The following is a 25,084-nucleotide window of genomic DNA, read 5'->3' on the forward strand; positions in this document are numbered from 1 at the left end:
ACAGAAAAGCATCCCGCCTCCTTAGAGTGCTTGCACGGATAATATGGGCGAATACTCCGTTATTTATGCTTTAACCCACACTCAGATGGGATTAGAAGCGCTCGCGGATGACTTGGTCTTCCAAAGGAAGACGCTCCGTCGCCCGCGCAGGCGCCTGAGCCTTACCGATCGGAAGCATCATGATCGGCACATAGCGATCCGGAATGTTCAGTTCTTGAATCAGGGCCGCTTGATTGTAGCCGCCCATAGGTACGGTGTCGTACCCTTTTGCGCGTGCTGCCAGCATCAGCTGCATGGCTGCCAGCGATCCATTGCGGATCGCCTCGTCTCTTGCAAGGCCCGGATTGTTGCTGTATGCACCGTTGATTTGTCCCAGCATCATGTCGCGGATCTGCGGCGTTGCGCTTTCGTAGACCTTAGGCGCCACCTCATTGGCCTGCAAGTCGCCCAAGACAATAACGACAACCGATGCATCCACGACCTGCTGCTGGTTATAGGCGATAGGCAGCAGTTTTTCTTTATTCGCTTGCTCCGTTACCACGAGAAAGCGCCAATGCTGAAGATTCCACGAAGAAGGCGCGCTGGCCGCCAGCTCCAAAATTTCGTTCAATTCCGCTTCGGGAATCGTCACGCCAGGCTCATATTTACGTACCGAATGACGGGATAATAGCAATTCCTCGCCTGCACTTTTGTTGTCAGTTAAACTCATGTATGCTTCCACTCCTTTTTCTGCATTGCTTTCTTTCAAATCATATCATACTTGCTTACTTTTGTTAAGTTAGTTACTCATCCCTTAAAGCAGACTAGCTCAGGGCTCCTCTTAGGTTCACCTGAGCCATCCTAAGTATGTAGCCGCCGCCTTGTTAATGACTGGGCGAAACAGATTCTTTGTTCCCCTCAAGATTCGACCGGCCGCGGGCGGCGCCGCAGCACTTGCCTGGCTTCGAACGCATTGAAAAAAGGCCCTCCCCTAAGGGGTTAAACCCGGAATTTCACAACCAGCTGATGCAATTCCTCCGAAATGCCCGATAACGCATTGGCCGAGGATGTAATTTCTTGTATCGAGGCCAGCTGCTGTTCCGTTGTAGCTGCAACCGTCTGCGCCAGGCTTGAGGTCTGTTCGGAAATCTGCCCCATGCTGATCACGGTGGCAGCGACCTCCTCGGAGCTCGCCGACATCTGCTCTGCCGCTGCCGCCGCTTCCTGAATTCGTTTGGACACTTCTATCGTAGAATGCACGATAAGCTCGAACGTCGTCTCAGCTTGTCCTACAGCCTCAAGTCCTTCTCTTACCTCTAACATTCCTTCATCCATGGACTGCACGGCTTGCGAAGTACTCAGACGAACTCCTTCAATGACCTGATTGATTTCCTGGATGGAATTGGCAGTCTGATTGGACAGCTTGCGGATTTCTCCGGCCACGACCGCAAAGCCCTTCCCGTCTTCACCCGCTCTGGCCGCCTCGATCGCCGCATTCAGCGACAGCAGGTTCGTCTGCTCCGCGATTTCGCCAATGAACAAGGAAATCCGGTTGATACTATGCGAATGCTCCTCCAGCTGGCGGATGACTTCGCTGGCTTTCTCGACCGTGCCGCTAATAATCTGAATTTTGGCCGCGGCCTTCTGAATGACCTCGGTTCCTTTCTCCGCCTGATGGGAAGCCTCGTTCGAAATATCGGCCACATCGGATGTCGTCTCGGCGATCCGTTGAATTCCTACAGCCATTTCGTCCATGGCACGCGCGCATTCCAATGCGTTCTGCGCCTGATTCTCCGAGCCTGCCGCCACTTCCTGTATGGAGGTCGTCACATGCTCCGACGCGGAAGCATTCTGCTCAGAGCTGGCGGAGAGCTCCTGCGCCGATGCAGCGACCAGGTTCGACGCTTCCTGTATTTGATGCACCGAATCGCGAAGGGTACGGGAAAGGCGATTTACCGAGGCTACCAGAACCCCGATTTCATCTTTGGAACCATATTTCAGATCCTTGCCCGTCAAATCGCCATTCGAAATCCGCTCCAGCGCCTGCGCCGTTTGTACTACCGGCCTGGAAATCATTCTCGTTATGAAGTAGGCGATCAGCACGACAAAAACGAAAGCTGCCGCAAGCAATACGAAAAATTCTGTTACGCTTTCCCGGTACAAAACGTCGCTGTCGAGCTCCGCCTGCATTGCGCCTTGATGGTTATACTGTACGATCGTAGTAATAATGTCTTGAACATCCTGAAACGCTTTGGTAAAATCGGTGTTCGCCTCCGATACGGATGCAGCCTGCGCAATTTTATCGCTTTTATTCATCTGCTTAAAGTTATCCCAGCGGGATTTCAGCACCTTTAAATTTTCCGCATCCTGGGCATCGGCCACAGAACCTTCATAGGTAGTCAGCTTCGCATCGATATCCGCATAAGACGACTCCAGCTGCTTGTTCAGCTCAGCTTGCTTGGCAGCATTCTTTTCCACCAGCATCTGATAGTACAACGATAAAATATGCTCCTTGGCGTAATTCACCTGGTTGGCGACTTCCGTACCGACGAGCCAGGTCCGAGTAATTTCTTTGGTGTTATTTTGAAGCTCCTTCATATTTCTCAAATCCATCCAACCCATTACACCCATGACCAGTAAAATGCAGGCGAATGCAGCTACCAGTTTTTTCCCGACCGTCAATGACATCATGCAACCCCCTAAGTATGTAAGCAATCACAAGTCTCTCATTCTCATCTTAGTAGCAATTGTTTAGTTTTCTTATGGAAAGACTGTTTGCTATGTATGAAATTCACTAATAGTTGTCTAACAATTGGGCTTACACTACAATGAAAAGGTACAATCGCATCCTCAGGGGGAATGGAAGATGAGTATCAAATGGGACGGTCACACACACACACGCTTCTGCTATCACGGCAGCAGCGCGCCTCAGGAGGAATACCTGGATCAGGCCGTCAAGCTTGGCTTCGAACGCTATACGATCAGCGAGCATCCGCCGCTGCCGCAAGGCTGGATCGGCAACGCAGCCTTATTCGAGGAGCTGGCGATGCCTGAAGCGGAGCTGCCTTTATACTTCGCTTACGTGAAGCAAATGCAGGAGCAGTACAGCGGGAGCATCGAGATCACCTCCGGATTGGAGCTGGATTATTTGCCCGGGCGGCTGGACTATACCGAACGGCTGTTCGGACCGCTGGCAGACGGAGCTGGAGGATGTCGTCTACTCCGTTCATTATTTGCCCGGCAAGGAAGGCATGCGGTGTATTGACTTCACCGCGGATGATTTCCGCCAAGGGCTGCTAAGCTATTACGGCACGATGGAGAATGTGGTCGAGGAATATTACAATCACGTGGAGGCGGCCATCGAGCGGGCGGGGCAGCTGCCCGTACGCACCAGGCTCGGACACATCAACCTGATAGAAAAGTTTCAACAGGCGCTGCCGCCTATCGACGAGGGACAGATTCGCAGACGTCTGGAAAATATTATCCCCAAGCTGGTTCAAGCCGGGATCGGGATAGACGTCAACACCGCGGGCTTACGCGTCGCTACGTGCGGGAAGCCGTATGCGCCGGAATGGTTTATTAAGCAGTGCCGGCAGCAGGGCATTGCTTGCATTTACGGCTCCGATGCCCACAAACCTGAGCATGTGGGCACCGGTTGGGATTGGTATGAAGCCTTGACGCTGTAACCTGCCAAGCTGTGTTTACCTTGCATAAACCATCGTCCTGCCGCTGATCCGCGCCACCACAGCTCCTGCGGCGGCAGGCGCGGGCGAAATCGAAGAAAGCGGCGCAGACGGTAAAGCGGCCATGGCCGTTACCTCCGGAGGAGTCCCCGGATTCGGGGGCTCGGCCCCGGCCATTTTCTCCCAATAGCTGAAATCCGGATACGTGATCTGATCCTCCAGATAAGCGGATACCGTACTCCCCGGCTTCCTCACCATGTTCAAACGCTCAATGATCTGATCCTTGGACAAGATGCTAATCCCGTGTCCGAAGAACAGCGACTGCTCCAGCTTAACGACATTCTCCCCCTGCCACTCCGGCGTTTGCGGGTCTACATCCGGGTTCTTGAAATACATCACATCCCCTGAGAACGAATCCTTCTTCCCATTAACCGTAATCAGACGCAAATCGTTGTCGAAATTCCAGGAATACAAGAACAGCTCTTTAAATTTATTATCAAACACTTCATCCCCCAAAATTTCCAATGCCGCTTTATACAAAATGATAATAATCGCCGTAGCGCATTCGAAGCCGTATTTATCCCCGTTAATAAAAATGTCGCGGACCGCCTTGCTCGGCGCCGCATCCTTCTTCAGCAGGAATCCGCCGTTGTTCTTGCGAATCCAATATTCCTCATTGCATTTCGACTGCTTGAAGGTAGCAAAACCCGCAGCGCTGCTGTTCAGCGCAAGAGCGGCATCCATAATGGCCACTCGGGCCTTTAATTCGAATACGAGCGATTTCCATGAAGGGTAAATAAACTTTTGGGCGACATGCTCCTTTTGATCGTAAATGCCTCTTTCCCGCTCGGTAAGAGAGGCACGATCCGGCTTTTCATTCGGATCCGTAAACTTGATCAAGCTGTATTCACCTGCCTTCCTTGTTCCGTCATATCTATCCTATGTGCCGGAGAAGGCGGGAATGCTATTCCTTCCATTTCATTTCCAACGCCGGCAGGCCCGGCGGAAACCCGCCAGGCCTGTTCACAAGCTGTATCTTATTTTCGGCTCTGCAGGGCGTAAGCTTCCTCATATTCCTCGATCAGCTTATCGCCGCCGGCTTTACGCCACTTGTCTACCTCCGCCTGCCAGCCGGCATCGTCGATTTGCCCCATGATGTATTTCGTCTGCGCATCCCAGATCATCTGGTCCAGATCCTTGCCGCGCTCGGTATTCATAGCGGATGTCAGCGTCAGCGCAGGATTCGGCACGGCGTATTTTCCGTTATCGCGCGTCATTTCCGTTCCTTTGTCGCCGAGCGGCGTGTCTTTTAAAGGAGCTACATTGTAGCCCTCCACATTCACCATATTATCGCGGTACGGCTTGATTTCGCGCTGGAACGCGGTCAGATCGGTCATCTCGGTCTTGCCGCCGCCGATATGTTTATAATGCTTGTTCTCGATCCCGCGGAGCTGCAGCATACTCATCGGGGTATCCATCAATTGATCCAGGAAGCTCAACACCTTTTTCAACTCCGCTTCCGTTTTCACCGCAGATTTAGGGAAAGCCAGGAAGCCGAAATTGCCCGGTTCACCGGCCAGCCGCGGCCCTTTAGGACCTGCAAAAGGCTCTACATCCAAGACGCCCTTAGGGTCGATCTTGACCAGGCGGTCCTGGAAGCTCTTGCCGTTGTTCGCCACGCCGTTCAGCTTCATCGCGACACGGCCCGCATCCATCATCTTGTCCGCTTCCGATTGATCGAAGGCGGCGAAGTCGGCGTTGATCAGCTTCTCTGCAAACAGCTTTCGAAACAGCTTCATCACATCCACATATTCCGGCGTCAAAAATTCCGGCGTAAACTTTCCATTGTCCACGCCCCAGCGGTTTACGCCTCCCAGCCCTACGGCAATGCGGGTCAGCACGGGCTGGGTGCCCTCATTGTACTTTTTGAACAGCACCGTGCCGTAAGTGTCGTCCTTCCCGTTTTTGTCCGGATCTTTGGTCGCGATCGCTTTCATCACGTTGTACCAGTCCTCCAGGCTGGCCGGGACCTTCAAGCCGAGCGCATCGAACCAGTCCTTGCGGTAGACGATCGCCGCGCGGCCGATATCCCGGAAGTTCGGTATGCCGTATATTTTGCCGTCCACCGAAATGTTCTCATAGTACTGCGCATCCTGTGCGGACAGATTCTTGTAGTCCTTCAGCAAAGGGCCGATCTCCCAGAACTGCCCGCCCTGGATAGCGCTGATCGTTGCCGGCACATAATTCACCTTCATGATCTTCGGCATTTCGTTCGAAGCGATCATCACGTTGACCTTCTCGTCAAACGCAGCCTGGGGAATCCATTGAATGTCGAGCTTCGTATGCGTATATTTCTCGACGGCCTGCTCGAACTCGCTGCCTTTATTCGGAATATCACCCACCTGCAAGAGCGCCATGCTGACCGGAAAAGGCGCGTTGTCGCCCTTACCGTCCGCCGCGGGAGCGGAGTCCTTTCCCCCGCAGCCTGCCAGTGCGCCCGCCGCTAACGCCCCCGTACACACGATGGCGGCCCATTTCTTCGAACTCATCCGGTATCCCTCCTGATTTATAACAGGATCTTGATATTATTTTTGATTAAACTTCGCATACTCGGCCTTGTATTCCTCCATCAGCTTCGTACCGCCGGCTTTTTTCCATTTTTCAATTTCGGCCTGCCAGCCGGCATCGTCCATTTTCCCCATAATGTACTTGGTTTGCGCATCCCAGATCATTTGATCCAGCTCTTTGCCCCGCTCGGAGTAGGTCGGAGAAATCAGGGTAAGAGCAGGGTTCGGAACGGAGTTTTTCACATTCTCCTGTGTAATTTTGGTTCCCTTCTCACCGATGGCGTTATCTTTGAGTGTCAGCGTGTTATAGCCGTCCACATACAGCATATTGTCGCGGTACGGCTTCACTTCTCTCTGGAAACCCGTGAAATCCGTGAACTCCGCTTTCCCGTCAGCTGTTTTCGTATAATGCTTGCCTTCCACTCCCCGGGTCAGCAGGTTCGCCATGTCCGGCTCCATCATGCTGTCCAGAAATTTCAGCAGCTTCTTCACCTCGGCTTCGGTTTTTACCGTCGATTTAGGGATCACATAGATTCCGGAGTTCCCGGTCTGGCCCGCTACTCTAATTCCGTTGGAACCGGCCATCGGAGCTACGTCCACAACGGCCTTCGGGTCATTCTTGGAGAGACGGTCCTGCTGGCTTTTCGCTGTCGTGGCCACCGCAATTTTGAAGCCTACGCGGCCCGCGTCGAACAATTTATCTGCCTCGGATACATCGAATACGGCGAAATCCTGGTTGAGCAGCTTCTCCTCGTACAATCGCTTGTACAGCTTTAATACGTCGTTGTATTCCTTGGACATAAACTCCGGCTCGAAGCTGCCGTTGTTCACCGCCCACTTGTTCGGACCGCCCATGCCCACCGCAAACCGGGTCGTCAGCGAAGCCTGACCTTCATTGTATTTCTTGAACAGCACGGTTCCATACGTATCGTTCTTGCCGTTCTTGTCCGGATCGTTCAGCGTCATCAGCTTAATCGCGTTATACCATTCGTCGATCGTCCTAGGCACTTGCAGGCCAAGCGCATCCAGCCAGTCTTTGCGATACACAATCCCGACCCGCGCGATATCCGAGAATACGGGAACACCGTACATTTTGCCGTCTACCTTAATGTTATCGAAGTATTGCGGGTTCTGCGCGGACAAATTTTTATAATCCTTCAAGTAAGGCCCGACATCCCAGAACAGGCCCGACTGCATCGCGCTGATAATATTCGGCACGTACTGCACCTTCAGCAGCTGCGGCATTTCGTTCGAAGCAATCATCACGTTGATTTTATCGTCATACGCCGAGCTCGGAATCCATTGAATATCCAGCTTTGTATTGGTATATTTCTCAATCAGCTGTTCGATTTCATTTCCTTTATTCGGAATATCGTTCACCTGCTGCATCGCCATGGTCACATTCATCGGTCCGGCGTTTTCCGCCGCTGCGCCTTCCCCAGTCTCCTCCGGCTTATTGCCGCACCCGGCGGCCAGGCCTACGGTCATCACCGCTGCACAGCAGGCTGCAATCCATTTCATTGTCTTGGTCATCTCAATACCCTCCACTTATCCGAGGCCGCTGCAAAAGGTCAGCGCTGCAAGTACGAAACATTCTTACGGTCGCTGTTGTCCTGGATCTCTTGGATCATCTTCCGCCTGCAGCGGTTGAAATCCAGAGACATAGGCGAACGCTTTCGCTTCTTCAGATCGATTCCGTACGCTGCGCTTTGTTTTTCAGCGGCCTCTGCTTATCCTGAGTTTCTTTTTTAACCGCTCGCTTTCGCGGCGGCCTGCCTCTCTGATCCTAATTATCCATAGCTCTGCATCGATAAGCTATCCTTTGTATTTAACCAATTGTCCGAAAATACCGCAATATGCCGTAATACGGCGCCTACCGCCCGCCCGATACACCTGATTTAACTTAAGCTGTGCCGCATTTAACCTGAAATCGCCGGAGTCAAGCGGCACTCCAGCTTGCATCCGTAGAGGCAGCTTAGTCTTTTTCGGCTCTCTTTGAAATTATTTTAAAAAAGTTCAGCCAAAAGAAAATTTTTAGGATATAATAAAATTGTTGGTATAAAAGGAAAGCTTAGTTCACATATTAAGAAGGGTTCTTACCAAAGCTGAAAAGCGCTCTTTTGTCATGTGTGAGCTTTTTCGTTCATACACTATTAAAGAGTAACAATTTATTGGAGGTTTATGAGGTAAATGGAAACAGGTACAGTGAAATGGTTTAACGCAGAAAAAGGTTTTGGCTTCATCGAAGTGGAAGGCGGCAAAGACGTATTCGTCCACTTCAGCGCGATTCAAGGAGATGGCTACAAATCGCTGGATGAAGGGCAGCGCGTCCAATTCGACGTTGTCGAAGGCAGCCGCGGTCCTCAAGCTGAAAATGTTGTGAAACTGTAAAGTTTCATCTATGAAGAGAACTGTTCGTCGTTCGGGCAGTTCTCTTTCAAATGTTTGACCATGCGTGTGTCTTGCGTCTGGAGGCACTTACAGCACTAACATAGGAGGGGTTACCTTGTATTTCTCAAAGAAGGCCATGGAACCGGTTCAAGAAGAACAAACATCCGTCTGGATGTGCAGTAATGAAGGATGCTCCTGCTGGATGAGAGAAAACTTCTCTTTAGAGAGTACGCCGGACTGCCCCATCTGTCATGCGACAATGGTCAAAAATTTTAAAATGCTTCCTATGCTTCAAAATCATCACGTGAAAACTTACTAAGCCTTCAGCCGGTAACGGTCCAGGCTTTTCATCGTTCTCCCTCCCTGTGCACAGGAAGGCAGGCGACTATGCAAAAAGGCACTAGCCCATGATTACGGGCTAGTGCCTTTTCCTTTATCTGCGAAGCATCCGCCGCGCCCGCCTAAGACAGGCTTGGCGGGCTGCCGTTAAGAGCCTACTCTGCCGCCGGGGTCCGCCGGGTCGGTAGGCGGCAGCTTCGTGTCATCAAATTCTGCATTGTAGTTCGGAAGAGCGGACTTCGTCAAATAATCCTGGTCGATGTATTTGGACAGAAACTGCTTGCCGAACAATAAATCGTACTGCAGCTCGCGGTACTGGTTCACCAGGTCCTGAGAGCCTTCCGGCACCGTCTGGTGCAGTCCGCCGCTCGCATCGACGACAAGGTCGCGAAGCAGTCCCGGGGTCTGCTGTCTCAGCTGGTCGCCCAAGGCGAAAGCCGCAGGCTTCTCCATCTGCAGCGTATCCAGAACGAACGAGCCGAGGAAGGAATCGCTCAACGAAGGCACCTGCTGCTTAGGCAGCTGCATGTTCGACCACATAACGAACGGCACGCTGTGCATCTTTTTGTTCTCCTCAAGCGACCACTGTCCTGACGCGCCGATCAGGCCGCCCTGCTTGTAGACATCGTAATCGAGTCCGAGCATGGGAAGATGGTCGCCGTAAAAGACGATGACGGTCGGCTCATCCGATTCCTTGAAATGATCGATCAGCATCTTCAGACTTTGGTCGGCGTCATGCGCGCCATGCGTGTACGTCTCCAATATTTTGCGGGCGTCGTTCGTTAAATTGCCCTCCGCCTTGATCGGATTGCCGTCTTTATAACGCGTGTCGTCATCATACGGTCCATGATTCTGCATCGTTACCGCATAAATAAACATCGGCTTCTCCGTATTGTCTACCTCCTGGATAATGCTTCTTGATACCTCATCATCCGAAATAAAGAATCCTTTGTATTCCGGGCTGTCGAAATGATCCTTGCTCTTAAAGCTTTCAAAGCCCATCTGCTTGTAAACATTTTCCCGGTTCCAGAACCAGCCCTCGTACGAATGGATCGCCATACTCTTGTAATCCTTGTTCTCGAAATAGCTGGCCAAGCTGGGCAGCGGCTTGCTGATGTACTGCTGGTACGGCACCGAGCCGCTAGGCAGAAAGCTCATTGAGTTGCCCGAGAGCACCTCGTATTCGACGTTGCTCGTCCCTCCCCCGAATTGCGGGGAAAGCAGATAGCCCGACGTCGATTCCTTTTGCAGCTGGTGAATGGTCGGCACCGGATCTTCGCTGAACTTGACGTTCGGCAGCAGCGTCGGATCCCAGAACGCCTCGTTCATTATAAAAATAACGTTAGGCTGCTTGCCCTGAAACGGCGTCTTGGTCTCATTCGTCGATACCGTCATGGCCGTCTGCGTTGCGGCGATATTCTGGGCTACGGCGGCCATTGAAGGCTCGCTGTACCCTTCCGGCTTGGCTACGACGGTATTCTTCACATTCATCGTAAACGCAAGAGCCATCCCGTTATCGCTGTAATTCTGCTTCTGGTCCCATACGATTTCACTGGCGCCCATCCGGTCCATCCATTGACCGGCCCATGGCGTGCGCATCCCGAAGGAATACAGCGCGAGCAGGGAAAGAACCCCGATCACAATCCGGCTGACCCAATGCAGCCGGAGCCGCGGCATCACCCAGCGGAGCGCCAGAAGAACGACGAATGCCACGAAAATAGCGGCGATTCTTTTAAAAGCCGATGCTCCCGTTACCAGCGGGATAATGTTCATACTTTCTTTCTTCAAAAAGATATCCCATGGAAAAAAGGGCTCTCCGATTAGCTTTGTTTTGAAATAGCTGACTAGAGCCATCACAAAAAGAAGCAGCGAGCTGACGGCAGCTCCTGTCATCAAAGACCCGAATACACAATAGCAGAACAGCAGCACCAGTAAAATCAACGTACCATTCATGATGGCAAGGCTCTGATGCTGAACTATCCAGGCTAGCGCTTCGGTTAAAGAGCCTCTTTGAATAAATTCCATACCTAATAATAAGCCAATTGGAAACGCGACAAGTAAACAAATGATTAAGCTGTATCGTACTATCCGGTTCTGCTCCATCTTGGATGGCTGCTTCCGCCGGAGATACGCCAATAGCTTCACCCTGAATCACTCTCCTTTTTTTAATACGGCCGGGCTTTCACACCGCTCAAACAGCTGACCCTCATTGTACCCGCTAAATATTAAAAAAAGATGAAGATTCATCAAAAAGTAAAGAAAATGTAAATTTGGAAGACGTATAAACCTCTGTCAAAGCGTGCATCCTGTTTAGTAGATTCATAGAAAGTTCGGGAGGCGCGAGCATGAAACGTTACGCAGCATATACGGTATCCGTCCTGGTTACGCTAAGCTTTCTCATCGGCGCATGGGTCTTTCAAGCCCAGGCCCAGACCGCTTCATCGGCTGAAGCCGGCAGTGCCGGTCTGGAGCTTCTCCTTCCGCTGTCGGAGCAAGCGATCGGCGGCGCAGAGCATATTATTATAAAGCATACCAGTCCTTATATAACTTATCGTACCGAGAATGAATTTCTCTCCATCGGACAAGAGCTGAGCCGCAAGCTGGGGCTGCCGGAATCGCAGCAAATCTCTGCGGAGCCGGATCATCTTCTCTATAAAGCCGAAGCGACGAGTCCGGAAGGAACCCGACCACCCTGCTGTGGGTCGGTTATACCGACGGCACCAGCAGCATGATCGTGACCGCACAAACCGAGGAGGGACACTCCGGTCCCGCTGCACAGCAGGCCATGACGCGGCTTCAGCATGAGCTTAGCGGTACCCTTCAATCGCTGGGATTGGCTCCGCAATGGAATGTCATGATCCAAGGGACTTTGTCGGATACGTTCGCAGATATGACCGAGGACCCGCTTTCCGTCTATCACTGGCTCTCCGAGGAGCTTCAGCTGAAGGAGGTAGGGAAATACCAGGATACCGGAAGCACCAGCATCTCTTATTATTCTCCACTTCTGCCCGCAATCACTCCCGATCCGTCAGCGCCTGCAAGCAGGATGAATTTTCAGGTGGCGGTTCACCGCAACTCGATGACCAGGGAGCAGCGGCTTACGATAGCTACGCCGGCCATCTCCATTGAATATTGAGATATTGGGCTCAGCGGATAAACCGGATGAGAAAGCTGCGGGATCTTACCCAGCAGGCTCAAACAGCTAGAAGGTTCCCTGTCTACAGGTGTGTTAAATCTTATTCAGCAAGGAATATGAAAACATAACCGCGAATAAGAAGAATATGCTGGTATGCTCGTGCTTGTCTTCTGTGAAGGATACGAACGCCAGACTTCGACGGATGGCTGCTATTGAGTTATCGGGCAGATGAATGCAAACATGCTGTACATATCCGTTTATATAAGGAGGCGGGATTGACGTGGCGACACTTCATTTAATGGTTGGTCTCCCTTGCAGCGGTAAAACGACTCTGGCTCGACAACTTGAAACGAAATACTCCGCACTTCGCCTTACTCCCGATGAATGGCATATCCAATTATTTGGGCATGATTTCGGGGATAACATGACGGAAACGGAGGAAGTTATGCATGATTCCAGACATGATTCGGTGGAATCCCTGATGTGGGACGTGGCCGCCAGAGTTTTGGTTCTTGGTGTTGATGTCATTCTGGATTTCGGATGCTGGGTTCGAAGTCAGCGAGACGAGTTTCGTTCCAGAGCCGAGAACCTGGGGGCTGGCTTTAAAATTCATTTTGCCGATGTGCCTGAAGAAGTGTTATTTCAACGTCTAAAAGCTAGAAATGATAGGGATACAGAAGGAACTTTCTTCATCCCTGAAGCAAAGCTTAAAGAATGGATACAGATTTTTGAACCACCTTCATCAGAAGAACTTGATTCCTCAGACAATTAAACTGACGGAAACGGATCCCTTAATAAGCCGCCCATACGGGGCGGTTATATTTTTGTTCCCCGGGCCAATGCCTTCCATTGTCCTGCCGCGGCAATTGTTGTAAACTAAAGTTTTCCGCTATAGAAAAGGTGATTATATGCATACTGATTTATACGCATCCGCTCCCTTCGGAGCCGGAAGCGATGCTATACCGCTGGCGCCGTTAGCCGAGACGGCAACGAGCCGTGAGCTTGTGGGCGACGAACAGCCGGACGCTTTCTACTTCCGCGCCCTGGAGCAGCAGGGCATCTTCCTGAATCAAGCGCAAATTCAGGCCGTCCGGCACGGCGAAGGCCCCCTGCTTACGCTCGCCGGCGCAGGCTCCGGCAAAACGTCGGCGCTCGTCTGCCGGACCGGATACTTAATTACCGTTCGCAAGGTCAGTCCCCGGCATATTCTGCTCGTCACCTTCTCAAGCAAGGCGGCCGCCGAGATGAAGCAGCGGATTGCCGGGCTCCCCGGGATGACGGCCCGCATGGCAAACGACGTTCAGGCCCGCACGTACCATGCGTTCTTTTTGCTGCTGCTGCGCCGACAGGGCTACGATCAGGATATTTTGTCGGAAACCCGCTACCAGCACATTATCCTAAAGCGCATGCTCCGCGAGAAGGGACTCCAGGACGACTACCAGCCGGAAACGCTGCTGTCGGAGCTGTCCCGCTGCAAAATGAATCTCATCGACATTGCCGGGTTACCCGAGAAAACGATGGACGAACGAAACATCAAAACCATCTTCACGCAGTATGAGCAGTGGAAGACGGCCAATCATAAAATGGACTTCGACGACGTCCTTCTGTTTGCCTATCAGCTGCTGCAGCGCTCCCCCGAGCTGCTAAGATCGCTGCAGGAGCGGTTCATCTATGTTATGAACGACGAGTTTCAGGATACGAACCATCTGCAGTACGAGCTGGTCCGAATGATCGCGGCGCCGCAGCACAATTTCATGGTTGTCGGCGACGACGATCAGACGATTTATACTTTCAATGGCGCAAGCCATGAATATATACTGGATTTTCACAAGCTGTTCCCCGATGCGCGGACGATTACGCTCGATATTAATTACCGTTCCAGCTCCAGTATCGTCGGCTTGGGCAATGAAGTCATCCGGCGCAATAAAAAGCGTAAGCCCAAGCGGCTTGCGGCGACGAAATCCAGCGAGATCGCCCCCCGCTATTACCGTCCCGGCGATGCGAACGAAGAAGCGCAGGCCGTCATCGCACGCGTGCTGGAGGATGTGAAACAAGCCCGCCGCTCTTACAGCGATTTTGCTATTTTGTACCGGAGCGCCAGCGACAGCCGGGCCATGCTCGAGCATCTCGTGATGCGCGAGATTCCTTTCGTCCATTACGGCGGAGGAGACGTTTTCTATGAACAGTGGATGGTCAAGCCGGTCATTGACCATATGCGCCTGTCTCTGCATCGGCGAAACTTCGAGGCCATGGAGGGCATCCTGCCTACGCTGTATATTAATCGGGATAAAGGAATGGATTTCATCCGCAGACAGGAAGCGATCCAACGGAAAAAGGGCCCCCTCGCCTACCTCCTATTCCTCCCCGAGCTGAAGGATTTTCAGAAAGAAAAGCTGAAGGAGCGCCTGGCCCGGATCAAAATATTCGCGCAGATGAAGCCTGTCGACGCTATCAAGGAGATGCGGCGCACCTTCTACGACGCTTTCCTGGAGACCGGGGAGCGGAGCGTGCTGACGCCGCACAAGGAAGTGCTGAAGGAAACGCTGGACGAGCTGGAATCGGCGGCCAAGCCTTTTGCCAGCGTGGAGGCTTTCGTCGGGCATGTGGAGCAGATGATTGCGAAGCACAAGGAGATGGAGCGGCTGCGGCAGGATGCGGACGCCGACCGCGTAACGGTCATGACCATCCACAAATCGAAGGGGCTGGAGTTCCCCGTCGTCTTCGTCATCGGCGTCTCCGACGGGATGCTGCCGCACAGCTCGGCATTGGAGCAGCCGTCTTCCCGGGGCGATAAGCCCAAAGCCGAGCCCTCGGAGGACAAGGCAGCCGCGCTGGAGGAAGAGCGGCGGCTGGCCTATGTCGCCATCACCCGCGCCCGAGAGGAGCTGATCCTCAGCTCTCCCGCCTATTTCCGCGGCAAGAAGGCCGAGGTGTCCCAGTTCATCCTCGCCCCGTTCCGCAAAGCTTCGCCGCCTGGCGCGGCCGGGGGCGCGGAGGCCCGCAGAAGCCCGTCGTCCGGCGGCAGTCCCCGCGCGGCTGACGGCCTGCCGAAGCGCAGCGCCGCAGCCAAGCCGCCGCTGCGGACAGTCAACGAGACCGTGTACGCGTGGGTATGTACAGGCGGCGGGTGCAGCGCCTGGGCCCGCATTTCCACGCAGCAGGAGACCCGCATAAAGGACAAGGCTTGTCCTTTATGCGGCGCTCCGATGCGCCGGGGAAGCAAAACCATCGCCGTCAGGCAGGGCTGAGGCGTGCTGCTCACCCGAGCAGCAGCCTGATGGTGATGGAAAGCCGCTCCGGCGGTATGCAGGAGCCCTTGGAAGGTCTCCGATAAGACGGCAGCCATTCATACACAACACAAAAGGGAAGCCAGCGAATCACCGATGCTTCCCTTTTGTTTTTTTGCAATTATTTCAGCCTTGTTGTGTCTTCCGCTTCCTACGCGTTCAGAATCTGTTCGATCCGCGCCAATTCCTCAGCGGAAAATTCGAGGTTATTGATCGCGCCGGCGGCATCCTCAATCTGACTGACCTTGCTCGCTCCGATAAGCGCCGAGGTCACGCGGCCGCCCCGCAGAACCCAGGCCAATGCCATCTGCGACAGCTTCTGGCCGCGCTCCTGCGCCAAGGCGTCCAGCTTCCGCACTTTGCCGATGACTTCTTCCGTAATGTCCTCGCGCTTCAGGAACACGCTCTGCCCGGCCGCGCGGGAATCCGCAGGAATGCCGTTCAAATAGCGGTCGGTCAAAATCCCCTTGAACAGCGGGGAGAAGACGATGCTGCCGACGCCCTCTTCCTCCAGCACGTCCAGCAGACCGTCCTCGACCCAGCGGTTCATCATCGAATAGCTCGGCTGATGAATCAGGCACGGCGTACCCAGGCTTTTCAGAATCCGGATCGCTTCCCTCGCCTGCTCCGGCTTGTAGTTGGAAATACCGACATAGAGTGCTTTGCCTTGACGAACGATCAGATCCAGCGCAGCCATCGTCTCCTCCAGCGGCGTATTCGGGTCCGGGCGGTGATGGTAAAAAATATCGACATAATCGAGCTTCATCCGCTTCAGGCTCTGATCGAGACTCGAAACGAGATACTTCTTCGAGCCGAAGTCGCCATACGGCCCAGGCCACATCAGGTAGCCCGCTTTCGTTGAGATGATCATCTCGTCGCGGTAAGGCGTCAGATCATCCTTAATCATCTGCCCGAACATTTCCTCCGCGCTGCCCGGCGGCGGCCCGTAGTTGTTCGCAAGGTCGAAATGGGTAATCCCCAGGTCAAACGCCCGGCGTACCATAGCCCGGCCGCGCTCGTAGGAGTCGACACCCCCGAAATTATGCCACAGGCCCAGCGAAATGGCCGGCAGCTTCAATCCGCTGTTTCCGCAGCGGTTATATTTCATAGCTTCATATCTTTGCTCCGATGCTGTGTAAGGTGTCATCGCTTTAACTTCCTCCCTATACATGCTCCTCGTCTTCGAGAAGGCATTTGGCGGCATGTTCCGCCGCTTCGTTCCTCTCCATTGTACCCCAGTCTGCTTGCCCCGGACATGTCAGCAGGCGGAAATCATATGGTATAATGTCTTTTTATCCTATTCTCGGAGGATACGCCATGCCGGATTTCAAATATATGCTGCCCATTCACCAGTTCGATCCATACGACGATTTGAAGCTGTATTATTGCGGCTCGGAGCAGTGCTTGCCCGGCCATTCCTGGGGGCCCGCCCTGAAGGATCATTACAAAATTCATTACATCCACAGCGGCAAAGGCATGTACCGCACCCCGGAGAAAACGCATACGTTGACGCAGGGGCAGGGCTTTCTGATCTGTCCTGATGTCCTTTCCTTTTATCAGGCCGACGCGCACGAGCCATGGACGTATTCCTGGGTCGCCTTCAAGGGGACGAACGCGGATTCATATTTGCAGCGTGCTTGCTTGACCTCGGAACAGCCTGTATTCCGGACGGCGCAGCAGGAAACGATCGCTCTCTGCTTCCAGCAGATGTTTCAAGCCAGCCTGATGCCCAAAAGCCGGGATCTCCGTCTGCTCGGCTCCTTGTATCAATTTCTGTCGATTCTCATAGAGGATGCCTCTCCTTCCCGAGAGCTCGAAGCTTATGCCGAAGGAGCGGACAGGCAGCAGCTCTATGTCGCCAAAGCCGTTGAATTTATTGAGACCAACTATTCCCGCTCTATGAGCATTGCCGAATTAGCCGACCAGGTCGGGCTGGAACGCAAATATTTGACCAAGCTGTTCAAAAGCCGTACCGGGCTGTCTCCACAGCTCTATGTGATTCATTACCGGATCGGCAAAGCCTGCGAATGGCTCGCCGACCCGCTGCTGTCCGTCGCTGAAATTGCCTACTCCGTCGGCTATAAGGACCCGCTGCTCTTCTCAAAAATGTTCAAAAAAATGAAAGGCCTCTCGCCGAGCGAATACCGCCGTTCCCTCTCTGCCAGCTCCGCCTCCGCTTCACTCTCCTGATTCGCTTTCGGCACACAGCTGTTAAAGGTGCTCGAAGCTGAAGGTCTGGATGGGGTCAGGCGCTTTCTCAACTCTATTCTCCTGCCGCCGGAAAGCCAAGCTTTCCTCTATCGTGTCAAGTAGAGTACCGTTTGAACCAGAAGCCGACGGATATTTTCCAAATTTCTCCGTATAAAACCGTTCCAACTTGGCCATATTTACAGTAACTTGCCGAAAAGGGGTGTAATACAATGGAAGCTAACATGAGCGTGGTAGATGTGATGGCTCAAATTCAACAGCTCAAGCATAATGGGGAAACGCTGAGTAAGAAAAAAGTGAAGCAGTCTCATCCTGATCTGATGCAAAATGCACTCTACTACTTCCCCAGCTGGGAGCATGCCATTCAAAGCGCTGACATCCTTTAACAGAACGTGCCCGCAGCGCCAGCAAAGTCTCTTCTTTAAGTTGACCTGACCTTTTCCGCAGCGGGAAGGCACAGATCCGCGAAGACAGACGACTTTGCCTTTAGAAAACAAGCCAAAAAGAGCAGTCCTCTACATCAGAGGCCACTGAAAAAGTCATCGCTACGAGAGTACGGAACATTCTTCCAATCGCTGTTGTCCCTGGATTTCTTTAATTATCTTCCGCTTGTAGCGGTTGAAATCCAGGGACAAAGGCGAACGCTTTCGCTTCTACAGAACGATCCGTACTCTCCGCTAGTTTTTCAGTGGCCTCCTACATCATGGGCTGCTCTTTTTGGCTTGTCCGTCCATTGAACCGGCATACATTTTTATCCGGTGCTCCGGTCGGCTATACTCGTCTTGCCGTTTTATGATTGCAAATGCGCCAAAATTTTTACGATGCGCTCTTGGTACTCTTCATCGCTCAGCTGCACGTTCTCCGCCGGATTCATATCGAACATTCTTCCCCAGGCATGTCCGCCTTCATACTTTGGCACCACATGGAAATGCAGGTGCGGCATCGTATCGCCGAAAGCGCCGTAGTTGATTTTATCCGGCTCGAAGGATTGCTCCAGCGCTTGGGCCACCTGAGCCACATCCCGCATAAAAGCATCCTGCGTGTCCTGCGGCAGGTGGAAGAACTCCTTGGCGTGGTCATTCAATGCGACCACGCAGCGTCCCGGATAAGACTGCTCCCGAAACAAATACACCGTCGACACTCTAAGCTTGCAAATTTCAATCATCAGCTTGCTGATGCGCTCGTCCTGCGCGCAATAAATACACGGTTGACTCATGCTCTTTCGCTCCCCTGTTCCCGTTGAAATGGCTGTCTTGATGAAGTTAATATTAACCATCCGCCGTTCATTTGTCTACGGTCTTTTGGGAACGCTTACCCCAACGATTGCTGCGAAATAAAATGGTTCCGTTTCATTGAAAACGCATACATTTTGATTTCAAAAAAAAAACTGCCATTAACCGAAGTTAAGGGCAGTTCTTATCGCTGAAATTACAGTTTTACAACGTTCTCAGCTTGTGGTTCACGGTTGCCTTGTACCACGTTGAATTGAACTTGTTGACCTTCGTCCAAAGTTTTGAAGCCGTCGCCTTGAATCGCGCTGAAGTGAACGAATACATCGTTGCCGCCTTCAACCTCGATAAAGCCAAAGCCTTTCTCTGCGTTAAACCATTTAACTGTACCTGTTTGCATGGATATTACCTCCAAAATTAAATTTAACATGTTCCTTTTATTCACCGGAAGTAAAAAAAATTCACACATTGGAAAAGGTACCAAAGTACACCTGGTAACCCTTTACAATATGTGAAGAAAGGTTACTGCTCTAAAGTTGATTCCATCATACCATGCGCATAAGGGAAAAGCAAGCTGATACCTATTCCTGCCACCTATTTCCTTACAGCCCTTCTTCCCGGGGCAAGGAAACGGCCGGACACAAAAAAAGGAGGCCTGCAGCAACGGGCTGCAAAGCCTCAAAGGTTTATATATTAAAAAGGGGGTCGACTTTTATTATAGGCTTGCTTCATTAAAGGCAGATGAAAATAAGATTACAGCTTTATTACAAATTTTGGCGTTCCTGTTCATTTGAAGCAGACATGCCTGTTTGCCGCCCGATCGGAGTGAGCCGGCCGTCCATGCTGAACGCGTTTTTGTCCTTACGGTACTGCTGCAGGCCCTCTTCTCCTTTTGCTGCCGCCCATTTCTGCAGCGTATCCCGTTCTCCCTCATAGGAGAAGAACGGCACGCTGAAGCCGCAGGACGTCTTCACGGCATGAAGCTCGGCTGTAATGATTTGCCGTGCGCCCGGCAGAAGCTCGAAACGAGGAGCCAGCTCCTCCCACTCCTCAGAGCCCGGAAGAACCACCCTGCCCTTCCCGTACAGACGCAGAATCATCGGCGGGCCTTCAAAAGCCATGAAGAGAAACGTAATTCGGCCGTTATCCGTCAAATGCGCGCTGGTCTCATTGCCGCTGCCCGTCAAATCCAGATAAGCGACCGAGGTCGGAGACAGCAGCCGCAGCACGTCGTGTCCTTTCGGCGAAATGTTGACGTGTCCTTCCTCATCCATCGGAGCGGAGCCTACGAAAAATATCCGCTGCTTCCGGATAAATGCCTCGTGCTCAGGCAGCAAGGCGGGAAACAATTTGCCCATACCATCACCTCATCCTCGTAAAGTACATAGAAAGGAGCCAACCTTTGGGATACTAATTATAAATTTACCGTTTTCCTGTTACTTTTGGAAGAGAAAACCGTAAGCATTCATGAATTCTTGTACCGGAGGTTTAATCATATTTATGAGCTCACTGCTAGAATTATTGAAAAAGGGCAACACCTCTTCCCTTACCGCCGCGCTGGGGAATACAGGCATCGCCATTCTGAAAGCCGTCGCGGCGTCGATGAGCGGCAGCGGGCCCATGTTCGCCTCGGCAATGCATTCCGTGGCAGATGCGATCAATCAAGGCTTCGTGTTCGTAGGCAGCGTGCTTGCCGAACGCAAGCCCTCAACGAAATTCCCCGTCGGCTTCGGACGGGTCATTAACATCTTTTGCATGATCGCAGTCATTGTCGTCTCCATCATGGCCTATGAAACGATCAAAGAAGGGTTTCACCTGCTGACGCATCCGGCTCACGCCAGCCATTTCTGGATCAACTTTGCCGTTCTGCTCATAGCCATTGCCGTGGACGGCGTCGTCTGGGTGAAAGCGATGAAGGAAATTGTGCACGAGACAAGAGTCGAGGCCAAAGGCTTGGCGGTCTTCGCCGCTTCGTTCAAGCACGTGGGACGTGCCGCCCCTCCAACCCGCCTTGTATTCTATGAAGATCTGGTAGCAACGCTCGGCTCTGCGCTGGCGCTGATCGCGGTTCTCGTCTCTACCTTCACAAGCGTGCAGGTGCTGGACGGAATCGCTACCATCCTGATCGGCTGCCTGATGATCGGCGTCGTGTTTAAGGTAGGCTACGACAACATGGTGGGGCTGATCGGCGTCGCCGCACCGAAAGTTATTGAGGATAAGATTGCCCAAGTGATTCTGTCCGATCCCCATGTAACGGATATTAACAAAATGCGGATTATTCAAGAAGGCCGGTTCTACCATGTGGAGGGCTACATTGAATTGACCAAGGGGCTCTCCCTCGCGGATGCCGATGATATCAAATTTCGGGTCCGCGACCGGCTGCTGAACGATCCGGACATTTCCGACGTCATTCTGGGCATTATCGAAGACAATGGGATTCAGGACTGGAAGAAGCCGGAGGCGGGCGGGACACCCCCGCTTTTGCAAAAATAATTCCGTACTCACCATTAATTTTGTATGGGCCGCAGGAAGCTCCTGCGGTTTTTTGTGCTGATTTAACAAAATCGCATTGAAACTATACCGTCCAGACGGTATAGTAATGAAATGAAATTCAATCGGAAGGAGCCTTGCAGACAGACTATGACCATGGAACGTGCCCCATTGAATAAACGCGCTGCCATTCTGAAAGCCGCTTGTCAATTCGTCCGCGAGAAAGGCGCAGCCCAGCTGACGCTGGAAGCGGTCGCCAAGGAAGCCGGCGTCAGCAAAGGCGGGCTGCTCTACCATTTCCCCTCCAAGGAAGCTCTCATCCAAGGGGTCATGGAGGATTTCCTCGACCGGTTCGATCGGGAAACCGAGCTCGAGTCGGTCACCAACGCCGCGCTGTCCGTTAACCGGTGGGCCCAGGCTTATATGATTAAGACCTTCCAGCTGTCGAAGGATGGACCTCGACATGAACTCGGCCGTGATCGCGGCCGCAGCCCTGAATCCGGAGCTGCTCCAGCCGATCAAGGACCGCTATGAGATTTGGCAGCGCCGGCTGGAAACGACGGAATCCGATCCTGTCGCCGCTACCGTCACCCGGCTTGCCTCAGACGGGCTATTTTTCTGCGAGCTGTTCGGCTTTGCGCCCTTAACCGAGGAGATGAAGGCCGACGTTCTGAATTACATGATGAACCTTGTTACCAGGGAGAAGGAGTGAGCTATGGCTTGGCTGTATGTCATTATCGGAGGATTGGCCGACGTGGGCTGGGCTACAGGTCTCGCCCTGACCGACGGCTTTACGAAATGGGTTCCCAGCGTGCTGACGCTGGCTTGTATCCTGCTGAGCTTCTATCTCTATGCGCAGTCCTTAAAGCGGCTGCCCGTCGGAACGGCTTATGCCGTATTTACCGGCATCGGAGGGGCGGGAACGGTCATCGTTGGAATGCTCTTCCTGGGGGAGCCGAGAGACGGGCTCAGGCTCTTATTTATCGGCCTATTGATCGGGGGCATTCTTGGTTTGAAGATGGTTACCCCGAGCGAGGGCAATCCGGGTTCCGGCCAATCCCGGCGGGAGGGCTGATACCGACATGTCATGGATTTTTCTGATTGCTGCCGGATTTATGGAAGTCATCTCTGTCATTTTCACTAAACAATCGAACGGCTTTACGCGTTGGAAGCCGACGCTGGCCTGGTTCGCCGCCCTCGGATTAAGCTTGTACTGCCTCTCTATGGCTCTGCTGGACATCCCGATCGGGACGGCGTACAGCATCTGGACAGGCATAGGCGCCGCCGGCGCATCCGTTGTCGGCATCTTTGCCTATGGCGAATCCCGCGATCCGAAGCGGCTTGCCTGCATTGCCATGATTATCGCGGGTGTGATCGGCTTGAAGCTGACCGGCTGATCTCCCGGCCGCGTTCGGTTGAAGGCGGACGTATTGCCCCTCATCCCCTCCTCTCCATGCGGAGGCGATTATATAAAATAAGGCATCCCGCTCCGACAAGGGAGGGGATGCCTTATTTAACGTTCTAAAAGATTCGCACCGTTAACCTGCTTCGCTGCCGGTCGGCTGCGTTACAAGCCGAAGCTCGATACCGGAGGGATCGTGGACTATCCAGGCTTCCGCTTCCTGGTGAACGGGAACGCCTGCGTTCCGAAGCTGCGCCAAAGTGTTCTCCAGCGGCTCCGCTCCGGCAAAGGCCACTGTGAAATAAGCCAGTCCCGCCGCGTGCGCCGGTGCCAGGGGCGCACCTGCGCCAGCCCAAACGTTCAGCCCGATATGGTGGTGGTAACCGCCGGCGGAGATGAACAAGGCGTTGTCCGCATAACGGGAAACTACATCGAAGCCGAGGACTCCGCTGTAAAACGACTGCGACTCCGCAAGTCCGCTCACATGAAGATGAATATGACCAAGCTTCGTTCCCTTAGGCAGGCCGTCCCACGGAGCTTCCTCCGCTTCGACGAGCAGTCCATCCCGGTCCAGCGGGTTCGTAGCCATCAACACATGCCCTGCCGCATCATACTGCCAGCTGGAGCGCGGACGATCGGCATAAATTTCGATGCCGTTATTATCCGGATCGGCAATGTACAGCGCCTCGCTGACGAGATGGTCGGAGCTTCCGATATGAATTCCGGACCGGATCAGGTTCCGCAGCGCAAGTCCGAGCGACCTGCGGTCAGGCAGCAGAAGGGCAAAGTGATACAGCCCCGCAGCGCTCCTTCTCGGCAGCTTCACCGCGTCCGGGAGCTCCTCCAGCAGCACCAGAGGCTTGACGTCATCCGCCGTCAGCGCGGCGGTCACGGCCGTTCTCTCCAGTACCCGAAGACCTACAACTTCCTCGTAAAAAGCGATAGAGTCGTCCAGACGGCTCACTTTCAGCTTCACCTGACCGATCTCTGTTTGCGGATCCAGCTTGTAAGTCATGGGAACCTCCTCCTCCTGATGGCGGCACCGCTACGCAGACTCCCCGCGGTCTCGATGACAGCGTAAATCGGGACATAGTCTCGAGCCGACAGTCAGCGATGGGTTACAGCTCATCCGTTGGCGTTACGCCACAGTTTATTTAGTTACTTTTTGTAACTAAGTATAATTACATGCTTTATTTATGTCAAGTAACTCCTGTGCGACATTATTACTATGTTAGCTCACCGACTTTTGATATAATAAAGTAAGCGAGGTGATTATTATGGACGCATCAACCTTATGTCCCCGTTTTGAGAAAGGCATGCAAATACTGAGCAAACGCTGGTCGGGACTGATTATTCATCAGCTTCTTGCCGGGCCGCAGCGGTTCTGCCATATGGAAGCCGCGCTGCCGAGCATCAGCGGAAGGCTGTTGTCGGAAAGACTCAAGGATCTGGAGTTGGAGGGGATCGTCAAGCGCGATGTTTTCCCGGAAACTCCTGTACGTATAGAGTATTCTTTGACGGAGAAGGGCCGTGCGATCGAGCCGGTCATCCGGTCGATTGAAGCCTGGTCGCAGGCTTATGTGGAGCCGGAGGAAGCCTAAGCTTAGCACGAGGCCACTGAAAAAGCCGTCGCTGCGAGTACGGAGCCTTGTTCCGATCCGCTGTTATCCCTGTATTTCTCCGGTTATATTCCGCACCTATTATTTCACAAAGAATCGACCTCGCCGCATGCGCGGAACAGGGTCGATTCTTTGTGCTGCCGTCAGGCTCCGAAGTGTTCCCGGAACCAGGCTGCCGCTGCATCCGCCTCACTCTGGGAAAGCTGGTGTCCGAAGTTTTCCCACTGTACGGTGACTTGCGCTCCCGCCCCTTCCAGCAGCGATTTCAGCTCCTCCGTCTCTTGAGGGGAGCAGATCGGATCGTTTCTGCCTGCTCCGATGAAGCAGGGTACCGCGCCAAGCTCCGGCAGGCCGATTCCTCGCCGCGGCACCATCGGATGGTGGAGAATCGCTCCTCTAAGCACGTCAGGGCAGTGAAACAGCAGGCTTGCGGCAATGTTCGCTCCATTGGAATAGCCGACGGCCACGAAGTTGGTGCGGTCAAGCCGTGCTCGACGGCGGCATGGTCCAGGAAATCGCTCAGCTCCTTCGTGCGGAAGACCAAGTCCTCTTCGTCGAACACCCCCTCTGCCAGCCGCCGGAAAAACCTCGGCATCCCGTTCTCCAGCACGTTCCCCCGAATGCCGAGCACCGGGGAGCCCGGGGAAATCCGCCGCGCCAGCGGAAGCAGATCCCGCTCCGTGCCGCCAGTTCCGTGCAGCAGCACGAGGACCGGCGCGTTCAAGTCGGAGCCTTGTTCAAATAGATGCCTCAT

Annotated in this window: 27 protein-coding genes and 1 pseudogene; 16 read left to right on the top strand and 12 right to left on the bottom strand. The window is 53.3% G+C overall.

The window, feature by feature from the left end; translation table 11 throughout:
• Positions 1–91: 91 nt before the first annotated feature.
• Positions 92–709 (bottom strand): nitroreductase family protein, encoded by a 618-nt coding sequence (locus ACHHV8_RS34330; RefSeq protein WP_395163938.1) that lies wholly within the window; start codon positions 707–709, stop codon positions 92–94.
• Between the two features lie 269 nt (positions 710–978).
• Positions 979–2,670, bottom strand: a complete 1,692-nt coding sequence (locus ACHHV8_RS34335; protein ID WP_395163939.1) for a methyl-accepting chemotaxis protein — start codon at positions 2,668–2,670, stop codon at positions 979–981.
• A gap of 175 nt (positions 2,671–2,845) precedes the next feature.
• Between ACHHV8_RS34335 and ACHHV8_RS34340 the strand changes: the two genes are divergently transcribed.
• Positions 2,846–3,244, top strand: coding sequence for a PHP domain-containing protein (locus tag ACHHV8_RS34340; protein WP_395163940.1), 399 nt, complete (start codon positions 2,846–2,848; stop codon positions 3,242–3,244).
• Entirely contained in the window at positions 3,213–3,665 is a 453-nt protein-coding gene (locus ACHHV8_RS34345; protein ID WP_395163941.1) for a PHP-associated domain-containing protein, read from the top strand. The genes ACHHV8_RS34340 and ACHHV8_RS34345 overlap by 32 nt, the downstream gene beginning before the upstream one ends.
• Before the next feature lie 15 nt (positions 3,666–3,680).
• Here the strand turns inward: ACHHV8_RS34345 and ACHHV8_RS34350 are convergent, their stop codons facing one another.
• The 3 genes from ACHHV8_RS34350 to ACHHV8_RS34360 form a co-directional block, all read right to left on the bottom strand.
• A complete protein-coding gene (locus ACHHV8_RS34350; protein ID WP_395163942.1) occupies positions 3,681–4,562 on the bottom strand; it encodes a protein-glutamine gamma-glutamyltransferase in 882 nt (293 codons plus the stop codon).
• A 137-nt stretch (positions 4,563–4,699) separates the two neighbouring features.
• A complete protein-coding gene (locus ACHHV8_RS34355; protein ID WP_395163943.1) occupies positions 4,700–6,211 on the bottom strand; it encodes an extracellular solute-binding protein in 1,512 nt (503 codons plus the stop codon).
• 36 nt (positions 6,212–6,247) lie between these two features.
• A complete protein-coding gene (locus ACHHV8_RS34360; RefSeq protein WP_395163944.1) occupies positions 6,248–7,762 on the bottom strand; it encodes an extracellular solute-binding protein in 1,515 nt (504 codons plus the stop codon).
• A gap of 657 nt (positions 7,763–8,419) precedes the next feature.
• Between ACHHV8_RS34360 and ACHHV8_RS34365 the strand changes: the two genes are divergently transcribed.
• The gene (locus ACHHV8_RS34365) at positions 8,420–8,620 is read left to right on the top strand and encodes a cold-shock protein (RefSeq protein WP_395163945.1); all 201 of its coding nucleotides are present in this window, start codon (positions 8,420–8,422) and stop codon (positions 8,618–8,620) included.
• Between the two features lie 64 nt (positions 8,621–8,684).
• Positions 8,685–8,939 carry a cold-shock protein gene (locus ACHHV8_RS34370; RefSeq protein WP_395163946.1) on the top strand — a complete coding sequence of 85 codons (255 nt, stop codon included), beginning with the start codon at positions 8,685–8,687 and terminating at the stop codon, positions 8,937–8,939.
• A gap of 167 nt (positions 8,940–9,106) precedes the next feature.
• On the opposite strand, the gene ACHHV8_RS34375 is transcribed toward ACHHV8_RS34370, so the two are convergent.
• The gene (locus ACHHV8_RS34375) at positions 9,107–10,912 is read right to left on the bottom strand and encodes an LTA synthase family protein (RefSeq protein WP_395163947.1); all 1,806 of its coding nucleotides are present in this window, start codon (positions 10,910–10,912) and stop codon (positions 9,107–9,109) included.
• 392 nt (positions 10,913–11,304) lie between these two features.
• Here ACHHV8_RS34375 and ACHHV8_RS34380 point away from each other — a divergent pair, with 392 nt between their 5' ends.
• The 4 genes from ACHHV8_RS34380 to ACHHV8_RS34395 all read left to right on the top strand — a co-directional run bounded on the left by ACHHV8_RS34380 (position 11,305) and on the right by ACHHV8_RS34395 (position 15,343).
• Positions 11,305–11,691: a hypothetical protein gene (locus tag ACHHV8_RS34380; RefSeq protein ID WP_395163948.1), complete on the top strand. Its 387-nt coding sequence runs from the start codon at positions 11,305–11,307 to the stop codon at positions 11,689–11,691.
• A 2-nt stretch (positions 11,692–11,693) separates the two neighbouring features.
• On the top strand, positions 11,694–12,095 hold the full coding sequence (locus tag ACHHV8_RS34385; RefSeq protein WP_395163949.1) for a YwmB family TATA-box binding protein: 402 nt from the start codon (positions 11,694–11,696) through the stop codon (positions 12,093–12,095).
• Positions 12,096–12,375: 280 nt separating this feature from the next.
• The gene (locus ACHHV8_RS34390; RefSeq protein ID WP_395163950.1) at positions 12,376–12,867 is read left to right on the top strand and encodes a P-loop nucleotide/nucleoside kinase family protein; all 492 of its coding nucleotides are present in this window, start codon (positions 12,376–12,378) and stop codon (positions 12,865–12,867) included.
• A gap of 136 nt (positions 12,868–13,003) precedes the next feature.
• Positions 13,004–15,343 carry a UvrD-helicase domain-containing protein gene (locus tag ACHHV8_RS34395; RefSeq protein ID WP_395163951.1) on the top strand — a complete coding sequence of 780 codons (2,340 nt, stop codon included), beginning with the start codon at positions 13,004–13,006 and terminating at the stop codon, positions 15,341–15,343.
• Positions 15,344–15,533: 190 nt separating this feature from the next.
• On the opposite strand, the gene mgrA is transcribed toward ACHHV8_RS34395, so the two are convergent.
• Positions 15,534–16,529, bottom strand: a complete 996-nt coding sequence (gene mgrA, locus ACHHV8_RS34400; protein ID WP_395163952.1) for an L-glyceraldehyde 3-phosphate reductase — start codon at positions 16,527–16,529, stop codon at positions 15,534–15,536.
• A 170-nt stretch (positions 16,530–16,699) separates the two neighbouring features.
• Here mgrA and ACHHV8_RS34405 point away from each other — a divergent pair, with 170 nt between their 5' ends.
• Both ACHHV8_RS34405 and ACHHV8_RS34410 read left to right on the top strand, forming a co-directional pair.
• Positions 16,700–17,572, top strand: a complete 873-nt coding sequence (locus ACHHV8_RS34405; RefSeq protein WP_395163953.1) for an AraC family transcriptional regulator — start codon at positions 16,700–16,702, stop codon at positions 17,570–17,572.
• A gap of 230 nt (positions 17,573–17,802) precedes the next feature.
• Complete coding sequence (locus ACHHV8_RS34410) at positions 17,803–17,976, top strand: hypothetical protein (RefSeq protein WP_395163954.1); 174 nt, start codon at positions 17,803–17,805, stop codon at positions 17,974–17,976.
• A gap of 404 nt (positions 17,977–18,380) precedes the next feature.
• Here ACHHV8_RS34410 and ACHHV8_RS34415 read toward each other — a convergent pair whose 3' ends face one another.
• From ACHHV8_RS34415 to ACHHV8_RS34425, 3 genes are all read right to left on the bottom strand, one after another.
• Entirely contained in the window at positions 18,381–18,806 is a 426-nt protein-coding gene (locus ACHHV8_RS34415) for an HIT family protein (protein WP_395163955.1), read from the bottom strand.
• Between the two features lie 212 nt (positions 18,807–19,018).
• Positions 19,019–19,219: a cold-shock protein gene (locus tag ACHHV8_RS34420; RefSeq protein WP_395163956.1), complete on the bottom strand. Its 201-nt coding sequence runs from the start codon at positions 19,217–19,219 to the stop codon at positions 19,019–19,021.
• A gap of 364 nt (positions 19,220–19,583) precedes the next feature.
• Positions 19,584–20,177, bottom strand: coding sequence for a pyridoxamine 5'-phosphate oxidase family protein (locus ACHHV8_RS34425; RefSeq protein WP_395163957.1), 594 nt, complete (start codon positions 20,175–20,177; stop codon positions 19,584–19,586).
• Positions 20,178–20,319: 142 nt separating this feature from the next.
• Here ACHHV8_RS34425 and ACHHV8_RS34430 point away from each other — a divergent pair, with 142 nt between their 5' ends.
• The 5 genes from ACHHV8_RS34430 (at position 20,320) to ACHHV8_RS34450 (ending at position 22,706) form a co-directional block, all read left to right on the top strand.
• On the top strand, positions 20,320–21,312 hold the full coding sequence (locus ACHHV8_RS34430) for a cation diffusion facilitator family transporter (RefSeq protein WP_395163958.1): 993 nt from the start codon (positions 20,320–20,322) through the stop codon (positions 21,310–21,312).
• Positions 21,313–21,459: 147 nt separating this feature from the next.
• Entirely contained in the window at positions 21,460–21,843 is a 384-nt protein-coding gene (locus ACHHV8_RS34435; RefSeq protein WP_395163959.1) for a TetR/AcrR family transcriptional regulator, read from the top strand.
• Positions 21,773–22,021: a hypothetical protein gene (locus tag ACHHV8_RS34440; RefSeq protein WP_395163960.1), complete on the top strand. Its 249-nt coding sequence runs from the start codon at positions 21,773–21,775 to the stop codon at positions 22,019–22,021. Before ACHHV8_RS34435 ends, ACHHV8_RS34440 begins: the two co-directional genes overlap by 71 nt.
• 3 nt (positions 22,022–22,024) lie before the next feature.
• A complete protein-coding gene (locus ACHHV8_RS34445; RefSeq protein WP_395163961.1) occupies positions 22,025–22,384 on the top strand; it encodes a DMT family transporter in 360 nt (119 codons plus the stop codon).
• 7 nt (positions 22,385–22,391) lie between these two features.
• On the top strand, positions 22,392–22,706 hold the full coding sequence (locus tag ACHHV8_RS34450; protein WP_395163962.1) for a DMT family transporter: 315 nt from the start codon (positions 22,392–22,394) through the stop codon (positions 22,704–22,706).
• A 141-nt stretch (positions 22,707–22,847) separates the two neighbouring features.
• Here ACHHV8_RS34450 and ACHHV8_RS34455 read toward each other — a convergent pair whose 3' ends face one another.
• Positions 22,848–23,726: a VOC family protein gene (locus ACHHV8_RS34455; RefSeq protein WP_395163963.1), complete on the bottom strand. Its 879-nt coding sequence runs from the start codon at positions 23,724–23,726 to the stop codon at positions 22,848–22,850.
• A 262-nt stretch (positions 23,727–23,988) separates the two neighbouring features.
• On the opposite strand from ACHHV8_RS34455, the gene ACHHV8_RS34460 reads away from it, so the two are divergent.
• The gene (locus ACHHV8_RS34460) at positions 23,989–24,312 is read left to right on the top strand and encodes a winged helix-turn-helix transcriptional regulator (RefSeq protein WP_395163964.1); all 324 of its coding nucleotides are present in this window, start codon (positions 23,989–23,991) and stop codon (positions 24,310–24,312) included.
• Positions 24,313–24,473: 161 nt separating this feature from the next.
• On the opposite strand, the pseudogene ACHHV8_RS34465 reads toward ACHHV8_RS34460, so the two are convergent.
• Positions 24,474–25,084, bottom strand: a pseudogene (locus ACHHV8_RS34465) (alpha/beta hydrolase).

Source organism: Paenibacillus sp. TAB_01, assembly GCF_043945595.1.
Classification (GTDB): domain Bacteria; phylum Bacillota; class Bacilli; order Paenibacillales; family NBRC-103111; genus Paenibacillus_S.

Coding starts and splice junctions, on each gene's coding strand:
- ACHHV8_RS34330 (WP_395163938.1), bottom strand. CDS start 709: ATGAGTTTAACTGACAACAAAAGTGCAGGCGAGGAATTGCTATTATCC.
- ACHHV8_RS34335 (WP_395163939.1), bottom strand. CDS start 2,670: ATGATGTCATTGACGGTCGGGAAAAAACTGGTAGCTGCATTCGCCTGC.
- ACHHV8_RS34340 (WP_395163940.1), top strand. CDS start 2,846: ATGAGTATCAAATGGGACGGTCACACACACACACGCTTCTGCTATCAC.
- ACHHV8_RS34355 (WP_395163943.1), bottom strand. CDS start 6,211: ATGAGTTCGAAGAAATGGGCCGCCATCGTGTGTACGGGGGCGTTAGCG.
- ACHHV8_RS34360 (WP_395163944.1), bottom strand. CDS start 7,762: ATGACCAAGACAATGAAATGGATTGCAGCCTGCTGTGCAGCGGTGATG.
- ACHHV8_RS34365 (WP_395163945.1), top strand. CDS start 8,420: ATGGAAACAGGTACAGTGAAATGGTTTAACGCAGAAAAAGGTTTTGGC.
- ACHHV8_RS34375 (WP_395163947.1), bottom strand. CDS start 10,912: ATGAATGGTACGTTGATTTTACTGGTGCTGCTGTTCTGCTATTGTGTA.
- ACHHV8_RS34380 (WP_395163948.1), top strand. CDS start 11,305: ATGAAACGTTACGCAGCATATACGGTATCCGTCCTGGTTACGCTAAGC.
- ACHHV8_RS34395 (WP_395163951.1), top strand. CDS start 13,004: ATGCATACTGATTTATACGCATCCGCTCCCTTCGGAGCCGGAAGCGAT.
- mgrA (WP_395163952.1), bottom strand. CDS start 16,529: ATGACACCTTACACAGCATCGGAGCAAAGATATGAAGCTATGAAATAT.
- ACHHV8_RS34405 (WP_395163953.1), top strand. CDS start 16,700: ATGCCGGATTTCAAATATATGCTGCCCATTCACCAGTTCGATCCATAC.
- ACHHV8_RS34410 (WP_395163954.1), top strand. CDS start 17,803: ATGGAAGCTAACATGAGCGTGGTAGATGTGATGGCTCAAATTCAACAG.
- ACHHV8_RS34415 (WP_395163955.1), bottom strand. CDS start 18,806: ATGAGTCAACCGTGTATTTATTGCGCGCAGGACGAGCGCATCAGCAAG.
- ACHHV8_RS34420 (WP_395163956.1), bottom strand. CDS start 19,219: ATGCAAACAGGTACAGTTAAATGGTTTAACGCAGAGAAAGGCTTTGGC.
- ACHHV8_RS34425 (WP_395163957.1), bottom strand. CDS start 20,177: ATGGGCAAATTGTTTCCCGCCTTGCTGCCTGAGCACGAGGCATTTATC.
- ACHHV8_RS34430 (WP_395163958.1), top strand. CDS start 20,320: ATGAGCTCACTGCTAGAATTATTGAAAAAGGGCAACACCTCTTCCCTT.
- ACHHV8_RS34435 (WP_395163959.1), top strand. CDS start 21,460: ATGACCATGGAACGTGCCCCATTGAATAAACGCGCTGCCATTCTGAAA.
- ACHHV8_RS34440 (WP_395163960.1), top strand. CDS start 21,773: ATGAACTCGGCCGTGATCGCGGCCGCAGCCCTGAATCCGGAGCTGCTC.
- ACHHV8_RS34445 (WP_395163961.1), top strand. CDS start 22,025: ATGGCTTGGCTGTATGTCATTATCGGAGGATTGGCCGACGTGGGCTGG.
- ACHHV8_RS34450 (WP_395163962.1), top strand. CDS start 22,392: ATGTCATGGATTTTTCTGATTGCTGCCGGATTTATGGAAGTCATCTCT.
- ACHHV8_RS34455 (WP_395163963.1), bottom strand. CDS start 23,726: ATGACTTACAAGCTGGATCCGCAAACAGAGATCGGTCAGGTGAAGCTG.
- ACHHV8_RS34460 (WP_395163964.1), top strand. CDS start 23,989: ATGGACGCATCAACCTTATGTCCCCGTTTTGAGAAAGGCATGCAAATA.